Below are 21,946 nucleotides of genomic sequence, written 5' to 3' on the forward strand. Positions count from 1 at the left end.
CGCCAGGCCTTGGCCCATCTCGCGCGGCATGCACGTCACGACGCTCTGCCCCCGCATCTGCGCACCTGTCAGTGCCATCCGCACGGCTGCCGCTGGCACCCCCGCCACCGCGGCTGTGCGGGGCCTGTCCTACTCGTCCTCACCCGGGAGCAAGGCGGCCGGCTCTGGCGTCTCGCAGACATCTGCGCCGCCTGCGCAGCAGCCACGACCCACGCCGCGGTCGTTCCGGACACCGACCTCAACACCGCATCGGCGACGCACACCACACAGGTCTCGGCCCGGATGGGTGACAGGCGCGGGCCTGAAGGGCCGTCCGAGCAGGTCCGCGTCCGCGAGATGCTCAGCTACCTCGCTTCCGCACTCCCCCGACAGACCAGCCCGTCAGCCCGCCTGCTGGCCCTGCAGTGCGCCCTGCGCTCCACATCGACAGGCCGCGTACATATCCCTACGGGCCTACTCCGGGGCATGCGGACAGGCGTTCACGCAACCGCTCGCGCGGAGTTGGAAGAAGCCGCTTGGTTGCACTGCGATTCCTCCGCCCCGCTTCGCGCAGGCTCGGGATTCATGGGATACCTGACAGACCCCGCGCTCCTCACCCAGGCGCCTGGGCGAAGCAGCCGCTGCCGCGCCGCGGACTGGGCTCTACGTGCCTGTCACACTCTGAAATTGCGTAACACCAGGCCAGCCTCCCGTCTCCTCGCACTGACCCTCGCCGCCCATCTCTCCGCCGACAGCCCTCACGCACTGGCCGAGGAAGGTCTTTTCTACCGAACAACCAGCCTCTCTCCAGAGCAACTGCACTACGAGCTCAACCTGCTCGTCGACTCGCAGGTCCTCCAGCGCTGGTCGCACAGCCGGCAGAGCGGCGACCTGACGTGGACCATCACTCACACCACTGCATGTCAACAGAGGCGAAGGGGCCATCCCTCCACCGTTCAACCTGCAGCAAAGAGCTCGTAACACGATCATGCGATCCAGTCCCGGTCGTCATGTCGTGGTGGGTCGTGGGAGCGTGGCCCTGGGTCGTGGGCGATGACCTGTGCAGAAGGGGAGCTGGATGAGCGTTGTGTGGGTGGGGACCTTGCCGGCGTCGGGGCTGTTCTCTCCGGTTGAGACAGATTCAGGGGCTGAGGACCTGTCGGGCCGCTTCAATGACCTGCGTTCCCGTGGTCAGGGGTACATCGAGGTTCGGTTGCCGAACAGGGAGTTCCCTGTGCTGACCCTGGCCTTCCGAGATGATCACGCGGTCGTCCATCTGATGAGTGACGCCGAGCGGACGTCTTTGCTCGCAGGAGACGGCACCGTGCCCTCGGGTGACGAGATCGAAGTCCCGATCACGGACGACCTCGTCACGTTCACGGGTGACTTCGTCCTGGATATCGATCGAGCGTGGAACCTGGTGCACTACTTCTCGCATACGCAAGCGGTCAGTGCTCTGGGTGAGTGGTGTGAGCTGTAGTTAAAGCTAGCGGCGTGATCATGATTGGCGCTTCTCCAGTCGCCTCCAGCGATCAGACTGCAGGCCAACGAGACGAAGGCGTCATGGAGTTCGGGGCGCCGTTCCCAGCGGACGGCCAAGCGCTTGAACTGGTGGAGTAGGGCGAAGGTCTGCTCGACGACGTAGCGGAGCTTCCCCAGGCCCTTGATGTTCGGAGAGCCCTTGCGGGAGATCACCGGCATGATCCCTCGTGTGCGCAGTTCGCGACGGACGGCCCGGGAGTCGTACGCCTTGTCGCCCAGGACCGCCTCGGGGCGCTTGCGGGGATGGCCAACGCGCCCGGCCACCGCTGGGATGCCATCGACCAGGGCGAGGGTCTGGGTGATGTCGTTGACGTTCGCCGCGGTCGTGATGACCCTGAACGGGGTGCCACGTCCGTCGCAGATCAGGTGATGCTTGCTGCCAGTCTTGCGCCGGTCGACCGGCGACGGACCGGTGGCGGCACCCCCTTTTTCGCGCGGACGTGGGAGCCGTCCACGCAGGCGCGTGACCAGTCCAGCTTGCCGGCCGCGTTCAGCTTCGCGAGCAGGATCCGGTGCAACTCTGTGAAGGCCCCTGCCTGTTGCCAACGGTCCAAGCGCCGCCAGCACGTCTGCCCGGAACCGAACCCCAGCTCCAGCGGTAACAGTTGCCAGGCGATGTCTTGGCACAGGACGTGCAGGATGCCCTGCAGGCATAACCGGTCCGACACCGGTTTCGGCCCCGGCGACTGCTCGGGCCGGGGCGGCAGCAACGGTTCGATCACTGCCCACAAGTCGTCATCCACGATCCACGGTCGAGTCGTCACACTCACCCGAACGATCGGATCGTCACAACGGTCACGCCCCACCAGGTCTGCTCAGCAAGATCCTTTTACGAGCTCAGGACATCGACACCGCGAGAACCCACCGTTGAAGGTCCCGCTTCATGACCCGATCAGGCGGAGCCAACGCCGCTACGACTGGACGGAGGAAAAGGGCGCGGGCACACATCTACCCGAGTCGGATGAATATCCTGAAAAGGTGCCGCCTGTAGGATCAGAATTGAACGGAGCATCTCTCCATGCGGTTCCGGGCGGCGAGGTCAAGAACCCGTCTCCAATGGTGAGTACGCACTTTCCTCGTCCTCCAGCCGCTCCTGTAGGGCCTCGACCCTTCGCGAGATCCGCTGGAAACAGAATGCAGCACCCCACCCAGAGATCCATCAATGCTGCAACCGGACAGGTAACTGAAACGGTGCAGTAATCCCCCTCACTAAATACCAGCGGCGTTCGAATAGGTGGAAGCACGAGCGTCGACCGACGCGGGCGATCCGGGCGGAGACGAGGTGGCGGTGCGGCGTCTGCACAGCACCGTATGCACGTCTGCGATCGAGTTCGTTACGTAAGATGCCGACTGTAAAGCAGGCTTCGCGAACCACCGAGCGCTCGGTGTCGCCAAAATTGCCATCCGCGCCGTCGGTGACGATGCAGATCTGGAAGACCGTCAGGATTCAAATGCCGCGTCGATCCAGGCGTCACCCGGAGGGGGGATGAAGAAGTAGCCGCCGCCGGTGGTGAGCAGGTACTTGGCCATAGCTTCGCTTTCAAGGCGCTTCTGTACGGCTTCGAACCCCTTGGCCAGGTCCCGCTGGAAGCAGGAGAAAATCAGCCCGGTGTCGCCGTTCCCATGGTCGTAGCTATAACTCCGGCGGACGACAGGTGGTGGGTTGCGGCGGTCGGGCGCTGCGAGCCGCACATGCGAATCCAGAGGTGTTGCCTTGCCCTTCGGGTCTGCGGCGAAGTTCGGCTCCTCATCGCTGGGCGTGCCGTCGAGCCACCGCCCGTCACGCCTACGCCCGATGATGCGTTCCTGCTCGTGGATAGTGTCCTTGTCCCACAACTCGGTCGCCAAGCGAACTATACGGATGACCTGGTAGCTGCCACCGACGACCCAATCGGGCTCGCCTTGGTCGGCCCGCACCAGAACACGGTCAGCGATTCCGCGCCTATTGTCAGGATTGCCGAATCCATCAGCGAAATGGAACGGATTGCGCGCGAGCCCGCGCCCATCCTTGACCCTGTTCTCAGCCCGGAATCCCTCTATGCGCCAGCGCAACCGCCAGCCAGGCAGACCCCTCAAGACCCCCTCGATAGCCGCGCGTACATCGGAGCCATCTCGCCCGGCGATCTGGATTAGTAGGTCTCCGTGCGACTGTGCTGGATCGAGTACGTCGCCGGCGAACCCCGGCATAGTGGTCAACTGCCTCGGGGCGCCCGTTCTTCCCCGGAACAGTCCGGACCCCAGCCCGAGCCAAGCGTCCTGCCCATGAGCCCCTGCCGCCCGCACCTCGAAAACCACTTGGCGCAACTCCCGTTGCCTCACCTCGACATTCTGGCTACGTCGTTGCAGGGCAATCAACACCGCATGGGGCGCTGGCACGATCCCGCGCAAATGGGGTCGGTTCAGGGAAGCCACCTCCGCCGCATTGCGATAAGCCTGGCGCCCAAAGAAAACCCCACCCCCAACAACTGTCAACCCCGCAGCCGCCGAGCCAGCTACTATCATTCGCCGCCTCAACGAACCCCCCAAAAGTCGGAATTACCTAGCTAGCAGATAGGTAAAATTCATCAATCATCGAACACATCCCTTCCGAAATGCTCGAAAGGACTCTTGCAGTACAAGGTCGGCCACCCATCACGATTACAATACCTCCTTCTATTGAGCACCTAAGCCAAGGGGAGAAGTGAAACTACCTCCGCTTGGCAGCCAGAAAGAGGAAATGAACTGGCTGATCTTGCCGTCGAAAGGTCGAATAGACGTGTCGCGCTATAGAGCTCAGCTATACCTCCTCGTGTCAATTTTTTGGGCATACACCACTCCTCTAATCATGTGACCAACACCCAGCTAATCCAGTCGCGACTACTACGCAATTTCACATGGAATCTGAGAGTTTCACGAGGGCTACCGAGTGGCGAGCCCAGCCCTCCGACCCACACTGCCGGGGTTCCGAAAAGCAAAATAGCCCCAAGTGGCACCATGGTTTTGAAACTACTCCACCCCGCTTTCCCGCACCAGCGCATAGTTTGGAATCTGTGCAGCATTCCTCAAAATGACCACCCTGCCCTTCGGTACATAAGCATGCATCGGCATCAACCCCAAGAGGCACGAATCGCACCAGAAGTTTGCGGAACCTTGTTCGATCCCTGGAGAAGTAACCAGGAAGACCAGCTGAAGTTCCTTGGATCCACAGCTTGGACAGCAGACAGTCCTGTCACCCACATACGCACGCTGATACGCATCCATCCATTCTGAGTGCGACGCCGATGAATCCTTCACATCAAATCTTTCCCGATAGTTGTCCACCAGAATTCCTCGAACGCCTCGGCCGCACTTTCCCAAGCGTTACCCGAATCATAATCTTTTGGGTAACCCATACCTTTACGAATCTGATCCACATGAAAGCGCTCATGGGCAAGCGTTCGAGCGAGCTGCTGTTCATTCTTGAACGCCTCTCGGGTCAACGTAATTACACTTTGCGGAGAAGTCGATCCGTAGTACCCAATTCTGGACTTGTCAATTTTGATGGAAATCCCAACTATATCTATTCGATACTTATCGGCAATCCGGCAGACGCATTCCGTAGTCATAGGAAGTCGCCGTCCAGATCCTGATGCGGTCGTGCTCCGAAGACCGGGCCCTGCCTTGGCACCAAGCCCGACGCCAAGCATGCCAGCTGCGCAGCCGAGGACCGCCGCATTGCCGACCTGTCCCCAGTTGACCTTGCGCCCTGACAGGCGCTGGATGGCCCAGTCGATACCACCGTCGATCAACCCGTTGGCCGCGCACGCCGCAATCATGGGGTTGTTGCCGCTCGGGTCGGTGTAGGTGGTGGGTGAGGAGAGGGCGTACTGGTAGAGATTGGTGCCGCCGGCCTGGCCGATGGGGTCTTGGGAGATGAAGCGGCCGGTCTCGGGGTCGTAGTAGCGGTTTCGGTAATACAGAAGGCCGGTGTCGTCGTTTTCCCGACCGGTGAAGGTGTAGGGGTTGGACGATGCGGTGCCGGTGGTGGTGGTCTTGCCGTTGGGGTCGTAGGCGTAGGTGGTGGCGATGGTGCCGTCGCTGTTGGCGAGTCCGATGACTGAGCCGAGGGCGTCGGTCAGGTAGACCTGGGTGGTGCCGTTCTCGGTTCTAGTGAGGTACTGGTCGAGGCCGGAGGTGGCTACGGTCGCGGTCGTGTCGCCCGAGCCGTTCTGTTCGACGAGTGGGTTGCTGCCGTCGGTGAGGAACTTGTCCGTCGTGCCGCCGACGGTTTTGGTGGAGCGGGTACCCAGGCCGTCGTAGGCGAAGGTGCTGTTCTGGCCAGTCTTGGTCAGGCCGGAGAGTTGGCCGCGTGCGTTCCAGGTGTAGTCGCGGATGCCGTCGGATTTGAGCTGGCCGTCGGCGTCGTAGGTGAAGGAGCGACCGGCGAAGGTGGTGATGCGGTTGTCCTTGCCGAAGACCGTGCCTGTCTCGGCGGCCGGCAGTGCGACGTTGGCGAGGGAGCCGGTGAGACCGGTCTGCAGACTGCGGGCGTCGCGGGTGTAGTTCAGGTCGCCGATGCTGGTGGCGCCCTTGGCGTAGGCGATGGACTTGATGGTGCCGGTCTTGTCGTAGCCGGTGGTGCGGGTGATACCGCCGGGCATCGTGGCGGTCTTCTCACGGCCCGCCGCGTCCAGGCCGAACCCGATTTCCTGGGTGCCGGAGGTGACGGAGGTGAGGATGCTGGACTTGTCGAAGCCGTAGCTGGTGCTCTGGCCGCCCGCGGTCATTGTTTTACGTCGGTCGGCTGCGTCGTAGGTGTAGCTGACCGTGCCGGTGGGGCCGGTGACGGTCTTGGGCCGGTCGTAGGTGTCGTAGGTGAAGCTCTGGTTGCCGGCCTGGCTGTCGGTGATCTGCTTGGGCAGGTCGTGGGTGTCGTAGTCGTAGCTGACGCTGGATTCGGCTTGGCCGGCGATGTCGACGCCGTACTGGCCGGCTTTGGCCCGGCCCAGGAGGTCGTATGTCGCGGTCGCGACCTTCCCAGAGCGGCTGGTCGCCTTCTTCAGAAGCCCTGCCGTGTCGTACTCGAACGTGGCCTGGGCACCCACGGCGTCGGTGGCCGATTTAGGGCGGTCTGCGTTGTCATAGGACCAACTGACCGCGTTGTTGCGGGCGTCGGTGAGGGTGGTGAGGTTGCCGTTGTCGTCGTAGTCGTAGCCGGTGGTCTGTCCCAGGGCGTCGGTGACGGTGCGGGGCTGGTTCAGCTTGTCGTAGGCGATGGTGGTGAGTGACCCGGCCGTGTCGGTGAGGGCGGTCGCTCTGCCGGCGGCGTCGGTGAATTGGGTCGACACCCGTCCTTCGGCGTCCTTGGCCGAGACCAGGTCGCCGTTGCGGTAGGTGTACTCCGTCACTGCCCCGGCGTTGTCGGTGACGGTCTTGACCTGGCCGTCGGGGGCGTAGGTGAGGGTGGTCTTGCGGCCCTCGGGGTCGGTGGCCGTCTGCAGGTTGCCGTCTGTGTCGTAGCCAAAAAGGGTGGTGTTGCCGAGTGGGTCGGTTGCCTTGGTCGGCTGGTCGTAGGGGCCGTCGTACGTGACTGTGCCGGAGGAACGGGCATCGGCTGTACCTGCCAGCTCGACAGACTTCGTCGCATACCCGTTGGCGTCGTAGGTCAGCTCGGTGCGTTGCCCGTAGGGGTCGATGACGGCGTCGATGCGGTGGTTCGGGCCGCGCACGTACTGTGTTTTTCGGGCGAGTGACGAGCCGTAGGCTGCGGTGTCCAGGACGCCGTAGCCGTCCGTGTCGAACTCGACCCGGCGTACTGCTCCGCCGGGCTGGGTCACCTCGCTGGAGGTGATCTGGCCGGTGCCCGTTTCCGTGTAGGCGAAGGAGTACTTCGCGCCTTCGGTGAGTGCCTGGTCCTTGACCTTCCCGTCCGCATAGAACGTGTTGGTCATGTACGTGATGCCGCGGGCGTCCTTCGCGGTGGCGATCCGGTTCGACGTGCCGTCGTAGGTGTACGAACTCACCTTGCCCGCCGGGTCGGTGACGGTGTCCAGCCGGCCTGCGGTGTCGTATGTGTAGGACGTGGTACGGCCGGCATTGTCCCGGGCCTCACGCACCCGGTGCAATTCGTCATAGGCGAGGGAGATCCAGCGGCCGCCGGGTGTGGTGATGCGGGTGATTTCGCCCTTGGTGCCGGATCGGCGGGTGAATCTGAGGGTGTTGCCGTGCTGGTCTCGAATCTCCTTCAGCGGCGAGTACAGGGGAAAGACCCACACGCTGCCGTCGCGCAGCCGGAGCTCCCACTGGGCTTTACTCATGAGGATTTTCGAGCCGCGGAAGCCCGTGGGGGTATCCACGGGCTCGAAGACCGCGTCCAGGTATCCGGTGCCCGGCGACGTGCGGGTGAAGTGGACCTTCTGGCCGCCGGGCAGATACAGGTCGACTTCTTGATACTGCTTCTCGGAGTGCAGGAAGGCGTTGTAGGACAGGTCTCGTCCGATGCCGAAAGCGCGCCGGTGAGTGTCGCCCTGCCAGTAGGTCCGGGTTACCTCGGCCGATCCGACCGGGTCGGTGACGCCCAGGTCGGTGCGGGAGTCGGTGAGCAGTCCGGTGGCAAGGTCGACCGGGTCCCCTGACAGCCAGTCGATGACGTCCTTGAGCCCGGTCAGGTCCCAGGGCACGAGGTCCGAGATGTTGAACATGGCGCCGTGGAAGGACCAGACGCGGGTCTTCGCGTCAGGGACGACCTGCCGGCCGTCGGCACTGACCTGACCGTGGCCGTAGATGTGCCAGCCCTTGCCCTCGGGGTCGTAGTCCATGAAGTCGACCCGGGTGCCGGCGGCTTCGTGGGTGTAGTTCGGATAGACGATCTGTGCGCCCTTGGGGAACACGTAGGTGCCGCCCGGCTGCACCGTGAAGTAGACCGGGACCACACCGTTCTTCGGCAGAGGGAAGGGCGGCCGGTCGATCGGAATGGCGGTGATTCCCAGCTCGGTGACTGTCTTGCCGTTCTCGTCCCGCACCACCGATCCCTTGGGGATGCGGACCTCAAGGCCGGGGATCTGCGGGGTGGTCAGCGTGACGTTCTTCTTCGCCGGCGCGGCGAAGGACACGGTGTGCTTGGTGTCCAACGGTGTGAGCCACACCGGGAATCCCAGGTCGGTGCTCTGGCCGGCCTTCGGATGGATGCGGATGTCGAACCGGCCGTACTGACGCTTCTTGGTGTTGGCGCTCGCCCCGTCGACGACCAGGGTCGTGGCGTCCTCGTTGATGTCGGTCAGAAGGAAGCGACCTTGGGCGTCCGTGTGCCCGTGTTTGTTGCCGATGCGCACGGTGACCTTGGCCAGCGGTTTGCCGTCCAGCTTCCGCACGTGTCCGCTGAGTGCTGTCGTGCCTGGCGGGGCACGCAGTTGTGCAGGGGGCTTAGGCCCGTCGCCGCGGCCGGTGACCCAGTCGCGGCCCTTGATGTTGGCTGTGCCCGGCTGCCAGGCATCTGCGCCGGTGGGCACGATGCCTGGTGTTGGATTCGTGGTGCTCTTGGTCGTGGCTGTGTCGCTGGGATGCGAGACGGGCTTAGCGGCAGCCTTGGCGGGGGCAGCTGTGGGGGTGGTGGTCAGGCCGAGGCTGTAGGTGCCGGTCTTCATCGAGGCCGGGTTCACCGTCAGGGTGTAGGTGCCGTCTGCGGGCAGTGCCGAGAGGGCTTTAGTGACGGTGGTGGCGCCCATGTATGTGGCGTTGTAGAGCCACTTTCCGGTCGGATCCCACAGGGACAGCTCCCAGGGCCCCGGCGGCGTGTCGAGCCCGAGTGTAAGTTTCTGACCTTTGGTCCCGGTGAAGGTGTAGTGGGCGTTCTGCCCCGGCGTGGTGATGGAGGCGCTGCTCCTGCCGCCGTCTATCGCCAGCGTGCCGCCGTCGGTGTCGGGCACCAGGGTGGCCGTTGCATGACCGGTGGCAGGCTCATCGGGCTGCAGCAATACGGTGTGGGTGCCAGCAGCCAGGGGCGCGCGCAGTGTCGCGTCGAAGGTGGTGCCGGACAGGTAGCCCAGGCGGACGTCTGTACTGGCACCGGGCGCCCAGTGCGCCACCCTGGTCACCTTGGTCAGGGTGCTGGCGCTGAGCAGGAATGCGGCTCCGTCTCCGGCTGTGGCGTTGTAGGTGTACTGGAGTTGCTGGCCGGGCCGGGTGATCTCTGCGCTGGCGGAGGGCTGGGCCGCTGACAGGGTACCGGCCACGACAGGGTTGGACAGCCAGAGTTTCGCCTCACCTGTTGCTGCGTCGCCGGGTGTGATCACCACGGTGTATTTGGTGCCTGGTGTGGCTCCGGATATGTACAGCGCTGCGGGTGAGTGGTCAGGGATGTAGCCGAGATAGGTTCCCTTCCCGCCGGTGGGTCCTACAAGGTAGGCCTCACCGGAGGAGGCAAGGGTGTTGTCCGTGACGGCGAGGCCGAACACTTTGGCGGCAGGAGCGGTGAACTCGGCACGGATGCGCTGTCCAGGGCGGGTGGACCCGACCGTCTGTGCTGTGCCGTCGATCGCTATTGCGGTGACGGCGTCTGCCGACAGGGTCACCTTCACTGTTCCGGTGGTCCCCTTGTACGGGTTGATCTCCACGCGGTAGAGGCCGGTCTCGGGCAGGTCCGGCAGCGGGAAGCTGGCCGCGTACCCGGGTGACAGGCTCTGGCCGTTGATGACCTTCGTGCCTGAGGGCGCGAGGACAGTGATGGACAGGAGCAGGGTGAAGGTGTTGCTGGTGAAGCCCAGCGACAGGTCATCTCCTGCCACGGCCTGGAAGGTGTGCACGGCGTTCTGTCCGGCCCGGTCGATAGTGACGCTGCTCGTCGGGCCGGTAGTGGTGATCTCAGCGGTGGTGGGATTGGACAAGGTCAAGGTGATCGTGCCGGTGCCGTTGTCCTGGGGCACGACCTTGAGTGTGTATGTGCCGCTGGTCGTCAGGGCAGGACTGTCCCATTCATCGCTCTGGTTGGCGGAGACGATGAAGCTGCTGTCGACGATCTTGCCGTCCGGTCCGTGTACTTCCATGCTCGTGTACGACGGGAAGCCTGTGGATGTGGAGCCCAGCGAGATGCGCTGGCCCAGCTGTGCCGTGAAGTGGGCGATGCCGTTCTGGCCGGGCCGGGCGATGGTGAGGTCTGTAGCCGGGCCTGTCACCGCCAACTGTCCGGCGTCCGCATAGTGCGAAGCTGTCACCTTGGTTGTGCCGGTAGCTCCGGGGGCCGGGTCAAGCCACAGGTCGTAGCGGTCCGAGGACGGCAGGGCTTCCACGTCCAGTTGGCCCTTGGAGCCGCCCGTCACATAGGCGGTGTCCACGGCCTGTCCGTCCGGCCCCAGAAGTTCGATGTGCATGGACAGGTTCTTCGCCATGCTGGTCGCGTCGATGCCAATACTGAGCGAGTCGCCTTGGGCGCCGGTCAGCGTCCAATGCCCCTCCTGGCCCAGTCTCAGCATGGGCGTGTCGGCAGTGGGTGCAGACAGGTCCAGAACGCCGCCAGAGGCTTTGGAGACCGTGACGGTTGCCGCACCGATGTTGTTGGGCCCCGGGTCAAGGACCAAGGAGTACGTACCGGTAGCGGCAAGGCCATGAACCTGCCAGGAGCCGCCCTCCTTGTTCACCGAACCTGAGCCACCGACCTGAACACCCTGCGGGTCATACAGGCGAAGCGGAATGTTCGTGTTGAACGTCGAGGCACTGATTCCGAAACCGATGTCGTCGCCCTGCTCGGCATCGAACAGGACCTGCGCACGCCTGCCGGGCGTGGTGACGGCCACCGTCGGCGGAGTGTCGTCCGTGACGGAGGTAGTCGCCGTGGTTTCGAATGTGCCGTCATCACTGCCGGCCGTAATGAGGAAGGTTGCTGCCGTGGTTGCGGTGCCGTCAGGTGTCTCGATACGCACGCGGCCGCTCGTCGCCGCCTCAGGAACCTTCACCGTCAACGACGTTGCAGTGACACCGACCACTTCGGCCAGCATTGTATTGAACCGCACCAGATTATTCGTCGGAGTGGAGGAGAACCCTGAGCCGGACAGCACCACCTGAGAGCCTGGTGCCCCGGACGTCGGCTCCATCGTCGTCACGACTGGTCCGGAGGACGCGAGGGTGAACGACTCCGGCGACTGCTCGGTCGAACCTCCTACGCTCACCGACGCATGCCCGTCTGACGCAGCCGCCGGCACCGTAACGATCAGTCGGGTGGCCGTCGCTGAGGTGACCACGGCCGCATGTCCGCCAAAGGACACGGAGTTGTCCGCGGCAGTTGTGGAGAAGCCGGTCCCCGACAGGGTCACCGTTGCCCCAGCTGGGGCACGCACAGGAACCATCGACAGCACCGAGAGAGTGCTCGAGGCGTACCGGTCCACCCCCAGGCGGTTGCCGGCTTCGTCGAAGCGATACCGAGCCGTCTCTCCACTTGGGTCCGTAACCCCGACCAGGCGGCCTACCGCGTCGTATGCGTACACAGCGTTGGCAACGGTCGGCGCATCCGGCGCAGCGGCTGCCTTGGCGGGTTGCTTGGACTTTCCCGCAAGCTCAGACGCGGGCGACTGCACAGGACTTGGCGCAGAACTGCCCGCGGGCGCAGGTGCTGAAGCGGCCGCCGAAGGCGTCCCAGAACTGCTGGGCGTGGGCTTGGGCGGCGTGGCTTCCGCCGACACCGTGCCAACCGCCAGTGCCAGCACCAGCGCCCCCACCGTCAGCAGTCGCCGACGGGCACCAAGAAACACACCAGACCGCTCGCCGTGCATACGCACGCGCCCTCCCCAGAGCACTCTCACAAGCCATAGCTAGCGCATGAACTCCACACTCCCCGCGCGGAGCGTCACACCATACACACATTCGGTCATGTACATGAGCACCGTTGACTTGATGACCGGAAATCATTTCCCGCCGCTATCCGGCAAAGGTGAACCACTAGACCAAATGCCACCTAGCGGGCACCTAAGCGCCCAGAGCTACTAAAAAACCTACGCTCCAGGACTACACCAACCATGACAAATAGAACAGCACTCACTCGTCAGCGAAGGGAGGAAACAGCAGAAAGAACCGCTCCCCGATTCGGCCATATTCTTCGACTCGACGAGGCCTTCACACAGCCTCCACCGTCATGGGTAAAGTCACCCATCGTTGAACGCGGACGCGCTCAACGTGGGAGGGGAAACTCATGCGAAAATTCCGAATGCTTGCGGTTGCCGGAGCCTTGACACTTGGGCTATCGCCCATGAGCAGTGCGAATGCGGAAAGCCTGACTCCGCTGCAGCAAGAGATCAATCAAGTCCTGGCGAGCACCGAGGGCGGGGTTCAGATAAGCCAGAATGAGATCGCCTGGGAAGGCGGGGAAGCAATCATGGCCTTCCCGCTGCCCGGAGAGACCCAGGCTCCCATCAGTAGCCCTGCCGCGCAGCGGCTACAGGCTAAGGTCGCCGGCAAGACGACGGGCACCGTCGAAAGCGAAGCCACGCAGGGAGATGCCACGATCCTCGCTTCGGATAATTGCCCGACGCAAGTGTTCGGCAACGACTGGTACTGCTTCTACCAGAACACCAATTTTGGGGGCCGGCGTCTGCAGTGGAATGCGGCACACACGTCACGCGTCTACTTCTCAGCGTATGACTTTGACAACGAGACTTCATCGTGGTCCAACAAGGGAGGGAAGACCATTAGAGTGTACGAAGATTTTTGGGTGAACAATCCCACACATCTCTGGACCGAAGAGAACCACTCGAGCAGCTCCTCCGTCTATTACGCTGATGATAACCGAGCCGACTACTTCGTCACAAGCTGACCGCAGGATAATCTGACCGCCGACGAGGGGGCGCGGAAATCCGCGCCCCCTCTTTGCGTACTCCTCTAGTGCACTATGTAAGTGACGTAGGAGATGATGGCAGGAGTTTTCACGTTAAGCGCCCCGGCGGACCCGGTAAGTTCTTCTTCATAGCTCAAGAGAACTCCATTTTCGGGGTGAAATATGAGGGTGTACTGGGTGTCCAGTCCGCGGTATGCAGAATTCACTGAATAGCCGATACCCGTACGCCCGGCACGGTCGGTCACCTTGCCTCTGCACGTCAGGTCTGACGCGCCCCCCACTACCTGAAGGATCGCTGCTCGCTGCTGCGGGGAGAAGTTGTGATCAAGGTATACCTCTCGGATGCGGCTGAAGAGTTCCCCAGAGCCAAACTGTGGCAGTCCTTGCGCGAGCCATTTTCGCATGCCCTCCGCTCCTGATGACGGTGGCGCTGCTGGCGCTGGTCTATCTGCCGGCTCGCCAGATCCAGAGAACACCTTCGGGGTGTCGCCCAAAGCGCCGGAGTCCTGCCATTCCTTGCGCTGCTTTTCCGTCTGAAACTCCGGCTTCTGCGTCCTAGCCTTCCATCTCTGGGATCCGTCGGGTGATACCCACGTCTCCCGATGTTCAGGAATCACTGCCGAGGTCACCTGAACACCATCAATGCGCGTCGACAAGGACCAACTGTCCTGGACAAACCGGTGTGTCACGTCAGATTTTTGATTTTCGTGAAGCGATTTCGTCCGCTCTGCAGTCTTACTCAGCATTTCAGTGGCTGAGCAATCAGTGGCTTCGTAGTTCAAGGCGACGGGCGTCATCGCAAGGGCAGGTTGTGGCGGAACCCCATCCAATTGAGACATCACGAGGCTTCCAGCCACAACTAGCAGCGCGGCTCCAGCCAGAGCCCACCGCTGCCGCAAAGTAGGGACGTACCTGGCGGGGGTCTTAGATTTTCGCTTGCTAGAAATAATTCTCTGTAGCGCCGCTTCATCTGGCATCGCATCAGAATCAGCAGGATTAAGATCCTTAAGATAATCCTCAATTTCACGCATCTCTACCACCCCACTCCACCGGACTGTTTCCCCACTTCGAAGACGAGGACAGGTCGGGTTCATCGTCGGCCAAAGTTTCGACTGCTCGCCTTAGCCGCTTCCTGGCACGGTGCAGACGTACCTGTAAGGCAGGAACCGTGCAACCCAGCACCGTGGCAGCCTGAGAAAAAGTGAGCCCCTCCCAGAGGGTGAGGCGCAGCACTTCCTGGTCTACCCTCTTCAGACCATCGAACGCATGGGAAATTGCTTGCCGCTGCGCTATGGCATCGGAATGATCCCCGACATCACGGTGAGGCTGAGCTGCCAGCATTTCCACGAGGCGCAGGCGACGTCCGTCCGAACGGTAGGAATTGGCCACAATTTTTCTGGCCACACCGTACAACCATGGCAACTCCATCCCAAATGGGACATCCTTCAGTCGCCGCCATGCAACGAGGAATACCTCGGCTACGACATCGACCGCGTGGTCCGGGTGCACGCGCCTCCGCACATACGCATCAACAGCCCCGTAGTGCTGGCGATACAGCTCTGTGAAGCATTGCTCATCGGTTGAGTCCACATCCCCCTCCAGCCTGTATGTGTCCACGAACGGTAGGAACTTACAGGTGGCAAAAGATTTCAGAGATCGTTGCCCACTCATACGACCTACAACAGCCAGAGGGACTCACAACGTCATGTTGCCGCCTCGTCTGAACGCAGCCGCCAGCACCAGGTGGGTGGGTGGCTAGGCCGCGTCAGCGGGGACGCCAGGTGCGGATCTCGAGGTGCGTGATGTGGGCTTCGGGGCGGATGCGGCTGGTCTCGACGAGCCATTGGTAGACGGCTGTGGTGACGTCGCCGCCTGTTTGGTCGACGCGTTGGGCGAAGTCGGTGGCGGCGAAGCCGCCTGTCGTGGCTGAGCCGTAGGAGCGTTCTTCGGTGTGGTCGGCGCGTTGTATGACGTCGCGGCGAATGCCGGGCGAGTCGGTGCGGCTGCCTGAAGCGTGCAGGTATCCGCCTTTCGCGAGACGCACGGTGAAAGCGAGGCGCAGGCCTTGGCGGGCTGCTTCGGCGATGAGCGGGCGCAGCCGGGCGGAGCCGGAGGCGATGGCTTGTGCGCCGGCGCGGCCGGTGCCCGTGCCGGTGGAGGTGATGAGGACTGCTTTGGTGCGGACGCGGGCTTTGGCGCCGGCTGCGGTGGTGCGGCGGGTGGTGTGCTGGGCGGCGATGGTGGCGAGTTCGGTGGTGTCGGTGATGCCTGCGCTCTGAATGGCGGTGAGGACGTGGGTGAGAGCGGGTACGAAGGCTGCGCCTTTGTTCTTTGTGTAGAACTGGGAGACCAGAGAGGGGTCTCGGTTGATGATGCGGGCGATGTCGCGTTTGGTGTAGCCGACTGCCTGGAGCCGGTCGGCGAGCCGGGCTGCTTCGTTGTGGAGCGGTGCGGGGGCGGTTCGGCGTCGGGGCGGCATCAGGACTCCCCGTTGCTGGATGCGCTCTGCAGGGCGGTGCGGCCCTTGTCGCGCATGGTCAGGAGTTCGTCTTCGGTGGCAGGTGCTGTGAGGGGGCCGGTGAGGTGTCCCTTGTGTAGGTAGTCGCCGGGCTGGCCGTGGTAGGGCCAGGCCTGAGGCTGGGTGAGGTAGACGGCGTCGGTGCGGAAGGCGACGACGGTGCCGGGCGGGGCGTGGAGGGCGCCGGCGTAGGTGTCGTCGTCGCGGTGGCGCTGGGTGAGCAGGGCGGAGCGGGCGGAGGACCAGATGTGGGCGGCCCATTCGGGGTGGGCGTTGGGGTCGCGGGTGAAGCCGGTGGGGCGTTGCCAGGTGATGGTCTCATCGTTGAAGCCGATGATTTCGGCGTCGGCGGGGACGTCGCGCTCCATGGTGCGGGGGGTGGTGCCGGTGACGGTGCGGGGGCGTTGGGCGAAGGCGCCGATGCCGTACAGAAGGATGGCGCGGACGGCCCGGCCGGCCATCAGTCAGTGGAAGCAGTCTGTTGCGCGAGGTGGCGTTTCCCTGGGGCACTGGGTCGGCGCCTTCAAAGCCGTAGTCGAGAACGCGCGTCAGCACAATGATCCTGCAGCCGGCCTGGTCGAGGCGGCAGCCCGGAAGAAGGGCGGGAAGGGCCTGATCGCAGACCTCGATCAGCTGGTCGCTCTCCGCAACAAGGTCCGTCATGGCGCCGGACCTCGTACCCGAGCCGAGTTCGAAAAGAGCTTTGAGCGGATCGAGAAGCTGATGTTCAGCAGCCTGTCCGGGTGCGCCTTCCTCGCAAACACCCGGTGGGTCCACGCTGAGCGGCTCAGGTGGCTGCCCAAAGCAGGAAAGTTCCGCGTCTCAGAGGGCGTTAAGTCCGTTTCTGGTAGCGGCCACGTCCGGGTTGGGTGAGGAATCCTTGGCGAGCGAGTCGTCCCAGGCGGGAGCGGGTGACGTTGATCGAGGGCTCGTCGGTGGGTAGGCCGAGGTGTTCGTGCAGGTCGTGGACGCGGAACACTTTGTCGGGGTGCTCGTTGAAGGTAGTCACGATGCGCTGGTAGACGGTGCCGTTCTGCGCGGAGGGTGGTTCGTGGCCGGGCGGGGCGAGGTCGTCGATGGTCTATCGGGTGGCGGTGAGCTCTGTCAGGCGGGCCTCGGTCTCGGCGAGGGCGGTGGTGAGCCGCTCGATCTGCTCGCGCAGGTGGTCGGCTCGTGCGGTGGCCTCGTCGTGTTCGGTCTGCAGCAGCCGCAGGAGTTCGGCGACGTTCACGCGGCCAGCTCCACGTCGTCGCGCCAGGCGGCGGTGGGGGTGGTGAGGCGGCGGAGCATGCCCGCGGTGGATGCCCAGTAGACGCGGGAGGCCGCGTTTGTCGGGCCGGTGGTCGTAGTCACGGGAGAGGCGGCGGTGGAGCATGAGGGTGCCGTTGACCTGCTCGACCACCCATCGCTTCGGCTGCGGAACGCAGCCTTTGCCCTGGTCGTCGGGGTTACGTCGGACCACCTCGACGGTGATGTCCTTCACCGCTCCGTGGATGACCACGGCGTCCTTGAAACCCTGGTCGACCAGGGCTTTCTCCAGGCGTATCCCGCATCGTTCGGCAGCCTGGTCCAGCAGGGCGATGCCGGCCTCGTTGTCATGCGCGCTCGCGGCCAGGACGACCACGCCGATGATCAGGCCCATGACGTCCACGGGGAGCCCACGCTTGCGGCCGGGCGTCTTCTTGTTCACGTCCAGTCCCGTCGTCCCCTTCGGCACCCCGGCCGCCGCACGGACGGACTGAGTGTCGATGATCACCAGGGACGGGCCCTCTAATCGTCTGGACCGCTCCCGCACCTGGCAGCGCAGAATCTCCTGTGTCCGCTGGTCGAGGCCGTCCTCGCGCCACAGGGTGAAGTAGTAGAACACCGCCGACCAGGCCGGAAAATCGTGTGGCAGGAGCCGCCACTGACAACCGGTCCGGTTCTGGTAGAGCAGCGCGTTCACGACCTCCCGCAGATCGCAGGAGCCCGGATTCCCGGTCGCCGACCGCGACACCCGCGCCTGCTTCCACCCGGTGACCAGTGGTTCGATCAGCGCCCACTGCCTGTCGGTCAAGTCGGTTGCGTACGGCATCCGTTCCATGACCACGACCCCATCATGCACACGCCAGAACACGAGGGCGGAATCGCCCCATCACCCACGAACGAGCGACACCACAGCATCTGGAACGGGACTTAACGCCCTCTCAAGAGGGCATGCTCGTCCTTTGCTCCCGATGAGCTGGCCTACCTCGCCCTCACGTCAAAACCTGAGCACCCGATCCGCGACCGCCTGGCCTGGGTGCTGCACACGTCGCTTCCCGGACACATCACCGCCCGTGAATGGAGCCCCTACGGCGCCCAGGGGCGCACCGACCTCGCCGTCCTCAATGAGACAACTCTCGAGCCACTGGCCCTGGTGGAGATGAAGGCTGCGTACACGTTCGACTTCGCGCGGAAGGAGCAGGCGACGGTAGGGAAGTACAGCCGGTACATGGCAGACGATCTGGCCAAGGCCACTACGGTCGGCGCCGGCAAGGCGCGGGTCTATGGACTGATGCTCCTCACCCATCCATCAAGCGTGCCCCGCCAGCGCACCCAGGTGGTCAAATATGGGCTCGAGATAGCACGCTCCCTCACGCACCGGAGCGCCGACGACCTGTCCCGAGCCGCAAGGGAGAACGCCCGTCTCACTCTGCAGGTGCACGGGAAAGTGAACGACGGCACCATCTGCGCAGGGACGGCATTCGGTATCGACGTGGACATCAACTACTGCTTGTGTCGCCAGGCTAAGGGATGTCTCCTCTCGACCCCGACGGAATTCACGGTGCCGTGGGCGTTCAGGAACGCGATTGCCGCGGCATCCCCAATCCACCCCAGCAGATTCGCGTAAAACCGCCGGCGACACCGTCGGGCAGTCGCTCCTGGCAGTGCCAGCTGGTTGCTGCCGTCGCCCCGGCAACCCCCGGCGCCGGCGCTGAAGAGGTCTGTAGCCAACTGAGGGTGTGTTCAACAGTTCGCGTTCTGTTGCCCCTCCTGTGCGCGTACCAGCTGGAGGGCCTGGAATGCGGGAGAGGGGCCGGCCAGCAGATCCATCACGTCGATGCCGAAGTGTGCTGCCAGGGCGTCGCAGTCGTCGAGGCCCCACGCGGCTGTTCCGCTCTGGCGGCGGCTGACCTGTGCCTGGCTCACGCGGATGGCGTCAGCCAGTCCTGCTTGGCTCTCGCCGGTTTCGTGCAAGAGCGTTGCCACGGTGGCGCGCAACCTGTGTGCCAAAGACGTGTCCACGCGGACGGCTCCCTTGAGGACGAGATTCTCAAGGCACCCTAGCGTGCCGTGGTCTTCTGCTCACCCCGCGTGTGTGGACGTCTCCCGCAGGGAGTGAAACGCCTCGCGGTGCTGTACACGTCAGGTGGCCCGGTTGTGGGTCTCATAGAACTTTGAGTCTTGCCTGGTCGGCTGCGGGGCCGTGAGCCCCGGTCTTCAGCAGGCGGGACTCGATGGCCAGTTCGCTGCGCCCGAACTCCTTACTCAGCTGTGCGACCGGTGCTCCGTCGGCGCAGCGGCGGGCCAGTTGGGCTTCTTCCTGTTCGGTCCAGCGGGCGTGGGAGTTGCTGTGTTGGAGGCGCCGCTGTTGCTGGAGGGGCGAGGTGGTGGGTTGCGTGGGCTGGTGCGGACGCTGCTGGGCGGGGTCGGCGATCAGTTCCAGGTGGCGTAGGTGGAGGTAGATGTCGGCTCGTCGGCAGTTGAACTCCTGGGCGAGGACACCGAAGTCGCGTTCCTCGCGGTAGCGGTCGGTCAGCCTGGCGGATTCGGGTGGGCTCCAGGTACGCCGGTGGTTGCCGGTTGGTGGGGCAGGGCTGGGGATGCTGGTATGCAGGAGTCGGGCAAGGGGGTGGAGGTCAGCGATGTTGACGGTTCCGCGCAGTTCGGCCTGGATTTCTCCGTGGTGGCTGGTGACGGTGATTTCTATGGTTAGGTGGCCGCTTGCGTCGCGTGTGGCAGTGAGGGCGTAGTAGCGGTCGTTCTCGGTGAGGCTGCCTTCCAGGCAGGGTGTGGGAGCGGGAGCCTGGCTCTGCAAAGGGATAGCGGCTGAGCCGATCGGTTTCGCGAGCAGGGTGTGGACGTACCAGGTGGCCTGGAAGCGGCCGCCGCTGTCGAGTTGGTAGGTGACCGGGCCTGGTTCCAGGTCGGTGACTCCGTATAGGACGGCGAGGGTCTGTCCGGCGAAGGGGCTGTCGGCTTCGGGGGTTCCAGGGACGGGCTCGTAGGTGAGCCAGCCGCGGGAGGGCTTGTCGGCGGGGTTGGCCGGGGCGGTGTCGGGGTCGCCGTGCCACTGTCCGTTGGCGTCCTGGAAAGCGTAGATGTGGGTCATGGTTGGCTCCGGGGGCGGGCCAGGCAGGCCGCCGGTGTCAGTAGTGGAACTGGATGAGGTGCAGGTCGCTGATGGTCACTGCGGCCTGCTGCTGGTCGTGGGGCAGCGCGCGGAAGAAGTAGGCCTCTCCGATTCCGTCGGCGAGGATGCGGCGTAGTTCGTCGTCGTCGGATTCGGTGTGCCGGGCGTTGAAAAGGCGGCGTGCGTGGGCGGCAGGGATGTCCTCGGTGATGTTGCGCAGACGTTCATCGGGGAACTCGCCGTTGGGGGTGGTGTAGGTGAAGCGGGCGTGGAGTCGAGCGGTGACGGAGCCGTCGTGGTCGAGGATCTGTTGGTGGGCTCGGCGGCGGGCGCGAGGCTGCCAGCTGCGGTAGATCTCTCGCTCGATGAGGCGGGCGTGGGTGGTGGTGAGGTTGTCGAGGCCGTCTCCTTGGGCCCAGCGTTCGACGGCTGCGGGGAAGGCGAAGATGCGGGCTGCCAGGAGGTCGGGATCCTGGGCGGTGAGGAGGTAGCGCAGGCGTGTGGCAGGCCGTGTGGGCGGCTTGCGGGTCCAGTGGCGGGCGTCGGCGAGGTCGAGTGCGTGGGTGATGGACGTGGTCGTCGGTGGGGGCATGGGGGCGTGGTTTTCTGCGGGAGGGGGCGCGTTGCCGTGAGCGTGGTGGGTCGTTGTCTGTGGTGAGGAGCGCGTGGTGGGTTGAGGGGGCGGGATGCAGCAGGCGGGGCCGCAGCCGGTGGGGTTGCGGCCGGTGCCGGGTGAGGCGACGGGGTCGTTCATCCGTCGCCTGGCACGGGTGAACGATCGTCCGGTCGGTGTGCTCTTACGGGAGGCGGCGGGTGGCGGGCGGGTGGAGGAGTGGGTGGATCCCCGGGCGCATGAGGTGTTCTTGAGGGATCAAGGTGTTGAGCGGCTGGCCGCTATGGCCTGGCGTACCCCTGAAGAGTTGCGGCGGAGTCTGCCGACGTTGGCGGTCAGGGAGCGCGGCAGCAGGCCTGTGCGGGTGGCGCCGTGGCCGCCTCGGTGGACGGTGCTGGAGCCGTGTGTGGGGTGTCTGGCGCGGCGTGAGGACATTGTGGCTCCGGTCTGGTGCGCCAGCCGTGAGGTCTGGCAGGTGTGTGTGCGCCACGGGCGTTGGCTGCGTGATGGTGCGGCGGGCGGTCCCGCCCAGGTCGGGTTGACTGGCCTTGAGGAGGTGGTCTGTGCGCATCGCCGGTGGCAGCGAATGCGGCAGCGTGTGGGGCCGTACGCGCGGGTGTTGCTGGCTGATGCGCTGCAGGTGACCGCCTGTTGGTGGCAGGGCAGGCTCATGGGGTCCGAGACCGTGTGGGCTCGGCGTGAGGGGGTGTTGGGAACGGGGCGGCAGGAGTGGTCGGTGCCGCTGGTGGTGTACCCGGAGGCGGTGGTGGTGGCTGAGGCGATGGCTGTGTACGAGCGGCAGCGGCGGTGGGGGCGGGAGTTCGATAACGGGGCGCCGGGGTGGGTGTCGCGGCACTGGATTACCTTCGTGGGTGAGCGGTTGGGCATGAGCGCGCCCATGGAGTACGGCGGGTACCGGGCGCTTCGGGAGTGGACGCTGCAGCACGGTGTGGATGAGCCTGTGGTGGCGCGCTTGGGTCAGCAGGCGCCGCCGCCTGACTACCTTTCTCAGCGGCTGCCGGTTCTCGAGCCTCACGTGGGCGGTTTCGAGCAGGGGCCGTTGGAGGACGCGTCCTGCCTTCCGTGGCGGCTGGGACGCCCGGTTTCCGCGCTGGAGTAGGTACGGGGATAGTGCTGCAGTGC

15 protein-coding genes and 2 pseudogenes are annotated in these 21,946 nt (G+C 64.4%); 4 read left to right on the forward strand and 13 right to left on the reverse strand.

Going from position 1 to position 21,946, the window contains the following annotated elements; all coding sequences use genetic code 11:
- Positions 1 to 1,057 precede the first annotated feature (1,057 nt).
- Complete coding sequence (locus ACIQMX_RS39200) at positions 1,058 to 1,459, forward strand: hypothetical protein (protein ID WP_402485607.1); 402 nt, start codon at positions 1,058 to 1,060, stop codon at positions 1,457 to 1,459.
- A gap of 32 nt (positions 1,460 to 1,491) precedes the next feature.
- Here ACIQMX_RS39200 and ACIQMX_RS39205 read toward each other — a convergent pair.
- The 3 genes and pseudogenes from ACIQMX_RS39205 to ACIQMX_RS39215 form a co-directional block, all read right to left on the reverse strand.
- A pseudogene (locus ACIQMX_RS39205) lies at positions 1,492 to 2,285 on the reverse strand (IS5 family transposase); the annotation flags it as partial.
- A gap of 676 nt (positions 2,286 to 2,961) precedes the next feature.
- Positions 2,962 to 4,023: a Dyp-type peroxidase gene (locus tag ACIQMX_RS39210; protein WP_402485610.1), complete on the reverse strand. Its 1,062-nt coding sequence runs from the start codon at positions 4,021 to 4,023 to the stop codon at positions 2,962 to 2,964.
- A gap of 767 nt (positions 4,024 to 4,790) precedes the next feature.
- Positions 4,791 to 12,239, reverse strand: a complete 7,449-nt coding sequence (locus ACIQMX_RS39215; RefSeq protein ID WP_402485659.1) for an RHS repeat-associated core domain-containing protein — start codon at positions 12,237 to 12,239, stop codon at positions 4,791 to 4,793.
- 473 nt (positions 12,240 to 12,712) lie between these two features.
- On the opposite strand from ACIQMX_RS39215, the gene ACIQMX_RS39220 reads away from it, so the two are divergent.
- Positions 12,713 to 13,276, forward strand: a complete 564-nt coding sequence (locus tag ACIQMX_RS39220) for a peptidase inhibitor family I36 protein (RefSeq protein ID WP_402485612.1) — start codon at positions 12,713 to 12,715, stop codon at positions 13,274 to 13,276.
- Positions 13,277 to 13,341: 65 nt separating this feature from the next.
- Here ACIQMX_RS39220 and ACIQMX_RS39225 read toward each other — a convergent pair whose 3' ends face one another.
- The 7 genes and pseudogenes from ACIQMX_RS39225 to ACIQMX_RS39255 all read right to left on the reverse strand — a co-directional run bounded on the left by ACIQMX_RS39225 (position 13,342) and on the right by ACIQMX_RS39255 (position 17,898).
- Complete coding sequence (locus ACIQMX_RS39225) at positions 13,342 to 14,328, reverse strand: hypothetical protein (RefSeq protein WP_402485615.1); 987 nt, start codon at positions 14,326 to 14,328, stop codon at positions 13,342 to 13,344.
- Positions 14,321 to 14,887 carry an RNA polymerase sigma factor gene (locus tag ACIQMX_RS39230; protein WP_402485618.1) on the reverse strand — a complete coding sequence of 189 codons (567 nt, stop codon included), beginning with the start codon at positions 14,885 to 14,887 and terminating at the stop codon, positions 14,321 to 14,323. The genes ACIQMX_RS39225 and ACIQMX_RS39230 overlap by 8 nt, the downstream gene beginning before the upstream one ends.
- A gap of 175 nt (positions 14,888 to 15,062) precedes the next feature.
- On the reverse strand, positions 15,063 to 15,776 hold the full coding sequence (locus ACIQMX_RS39235; RefSeq protein ID WP_402485620.1) for a helix-turn-helix domain containing protein: 714 nt from the start codon (positions 15,774 to 15,776) through the stop codon (positions 15,063 to 15,065).
- A complete protein-coding gene (locus ACIQMX_RS39240) occupies positions 15,776 to 16,276 on the reverse strand; it encodes a hypothetical protein (protein WP_402485622.1) in 501 nt (166 codons plus the stop codon). The genes ACIQMX_RS39235 and ACIQMX_RS39240 overlap by 1 nt, the downstream gene beginning before the upstream one ends.
- A gap of 371 nt (positions 16,277 to 16,647) precedes the next feature.
- A complete protein-coding gene (locus ACIQMX_RS39245) occupies positions 16,648 to 16,824 on the reverse strand; it encodes a hypothetical protein (protein WP_402485625.1) in 177 nt (58 codons plus the stop codon).
- Between the two features lie 72 nt (positions 16,825 to 16,896).
- On the reverse strand, positions 16,897 to 17,046 hold the full coding sequence (locus tag ACIQMX_RS39250) for a hypothetical protein (RefSeq protein ID WP_402485628.1): 150 nt from the start codon (positions 17,044 to 17,046) through the stop codon (positions 16,897 to 16,899).
- Positions 17,043 to 17,898 (reverse strand): annotated as a pseudogene (locus tag ACIQMX_RS39255) (IS5 family transposase). The gene ACIQMX_RS39250 and the pseudogene ACIQMX_RS39255 overlap by 4 nt, the downstream one beginning before the upstream one ends.
- A 198-nt stretch (positions 17,899 to 18,096) precedes the next feature.
- On the opposite strand from ACIQMX_RS39255, the gene ACIQMX_RS39260 reads away from it, so the two are divergent.
- Entirely contained in the window at positions 18,097 to 18,687 is a 591-nt protein-coding gene (locus tag ACIQMX_RS39260) for a hypothetical protein (RefSeq protein ID WP_402485631.1), read from the forward strand.
- 116 nt (positions 18,688 to 18,803) lie between these two features.
- On the opposite strand, the gene ACIQMX_RS39265 is transcribed toward ACIQMX_RS39260, so the two are convergent.
- The 3 genes from ACIQMX_RS39265 to tpg all read right to left on the reverse strand — a co-directional run bounded on the left by ACIQMX_RS39265 (position 18,804) and on the right by tpg (position 20,782).
- Positions 18,804 to 18,986 carry a hypothetical protein gene (locus tag ACIQMX_RS39265; RefSeq protein ID WP_402485634.1) on the reverse strand — a complete coding sequence of 61 codons (183 nt, stop codon included), beginning with the start codon at positions 18,984 to 18,986 and terminating at the stop codon, positions 18,804 to 18,806.
- 238 nt (positions 18,987 to 19,224) lie between these two features.
- Positions 19,225 to 20,169, reverse strand: a complete 945-nt coding sequence (locus ACIQMX_RS39270) for a hypothetical protein (RefSeq protein ID WP_402485635.1) — start codon at positions 20,167 to 20,169, stop codon at positions 19,225 to 19,227.
- Between the two features lie 37 nt (positions 20,170 to 20,206).
- Positions 20,207 to 20,782, reverse strand: a complete 576-nt coding sequence (tpg, locus tag ACIQMX_RS39275; RefSeq protein WP_385353052.1) for a telomere-protecting terminal protein Tpg — start codon at positions 20,780 to 20,782, stop codon at positions 20,207 to 20,209.
- Positions 20,783 to 20,876: 94 nt separating this feature from the next.
- Between tpg and ACIQMX_RS39280 the strand changes: the two genes are divergently transcribed.
- Positions 20,877 to 21,923, forward strand: coding sequence for a TniQ family protein (locus ACIQMX_RS39280; protein WP_402485638.1), 1,047 nt, complete (start codon positions 20,877 to 20,879; stop codon positions 21,921 to 21,923).
- Positions 21,924 to 21,946 lie beyond the last annotated feature (23 nt).

Source organism: Streptomyces sp. NPDC091416, from assembly GCF_044756845.1.
GTDB lineage: Bacteria > Actinomycetota > Actinomycetes > Streptomycetales > Streptomycetaceae > Streptomyces.

Bases quoted from the DNA above. Each gene is read 5' to 3' on its own strand.
- ACIQMX_RS39240 (WP_402485622.1), bottom strand. From the start codon at position 16,276: ATGGCCGGCCGGGCCGTCCGCGCCATCCTTCTGTACGGCATCGGCGCC.
- ACIQMX_RS39225 (WP_402485615.1), bottom strand. From the start codon at position 14,328: ATGCGTGAAATTGAGGATTATCTTAAGGATCTTAATCCTGCTGATTCT.
- ACIQMX_RS39220 (WP_402485612.1), top strand. From the start codon at position 12,713: ATGAGCAGTGCGAATGCGGAAAGCCTGACTCCGCTGCAGCAAGAGATC.
- ACIQMX_RS39210 (WP_402485610.1), bottom strand. From the start codon at position 4,023: ATGATAGTAGCTGGCTCGGCGGCTGCGGGGTTGACAGTTGTTGGGGGT.
- tpg (WP_385353052.1), bottom strand. From the start codon at position 20,782: ATGCCCCCACCGACGACCACGTCCATCACCCACGCACTCGACCTCGCC.
- ACIQMX_RS39270 (WP_402485635.1), bottom strand. From the start codon at position 20,169: ATGACCCACATCTACGCTTTCCAGGACGCCAACGGACAGTGGCACGGC.
- ACIQMX_RS39280 (WP_402485638.1), top strand. From the start codon at position 20,877: ATGCAGCAGGCGGGGCCGCAGCCGGTGGGGTTGCGGCCGGTGCCGGGT.
- ACIQMX_RS39215 (WP_402485659.1), bottom strand. From the start codon at position 12,239: ATGCACGGCGAGCGGTCTGGTGTGTTTCTTGGTGCCCGTCGGCGACTG.
- ACIQMX_RS39235 (WP_402485620.1), bottom strand. From the start codon at position 15,776: ATGCCGCCCCGACGCCGAACCGCCCCCGCACCGCTCCACAACGAAGCA.
- ACIQMX_RS39200 (WP_402485607.1), top strand. From the start codon at position 1,058: ATGAGCGTTGTGTGGGTGGGGACCTTGCCGGCGTCGGGGCTGTTCTCT.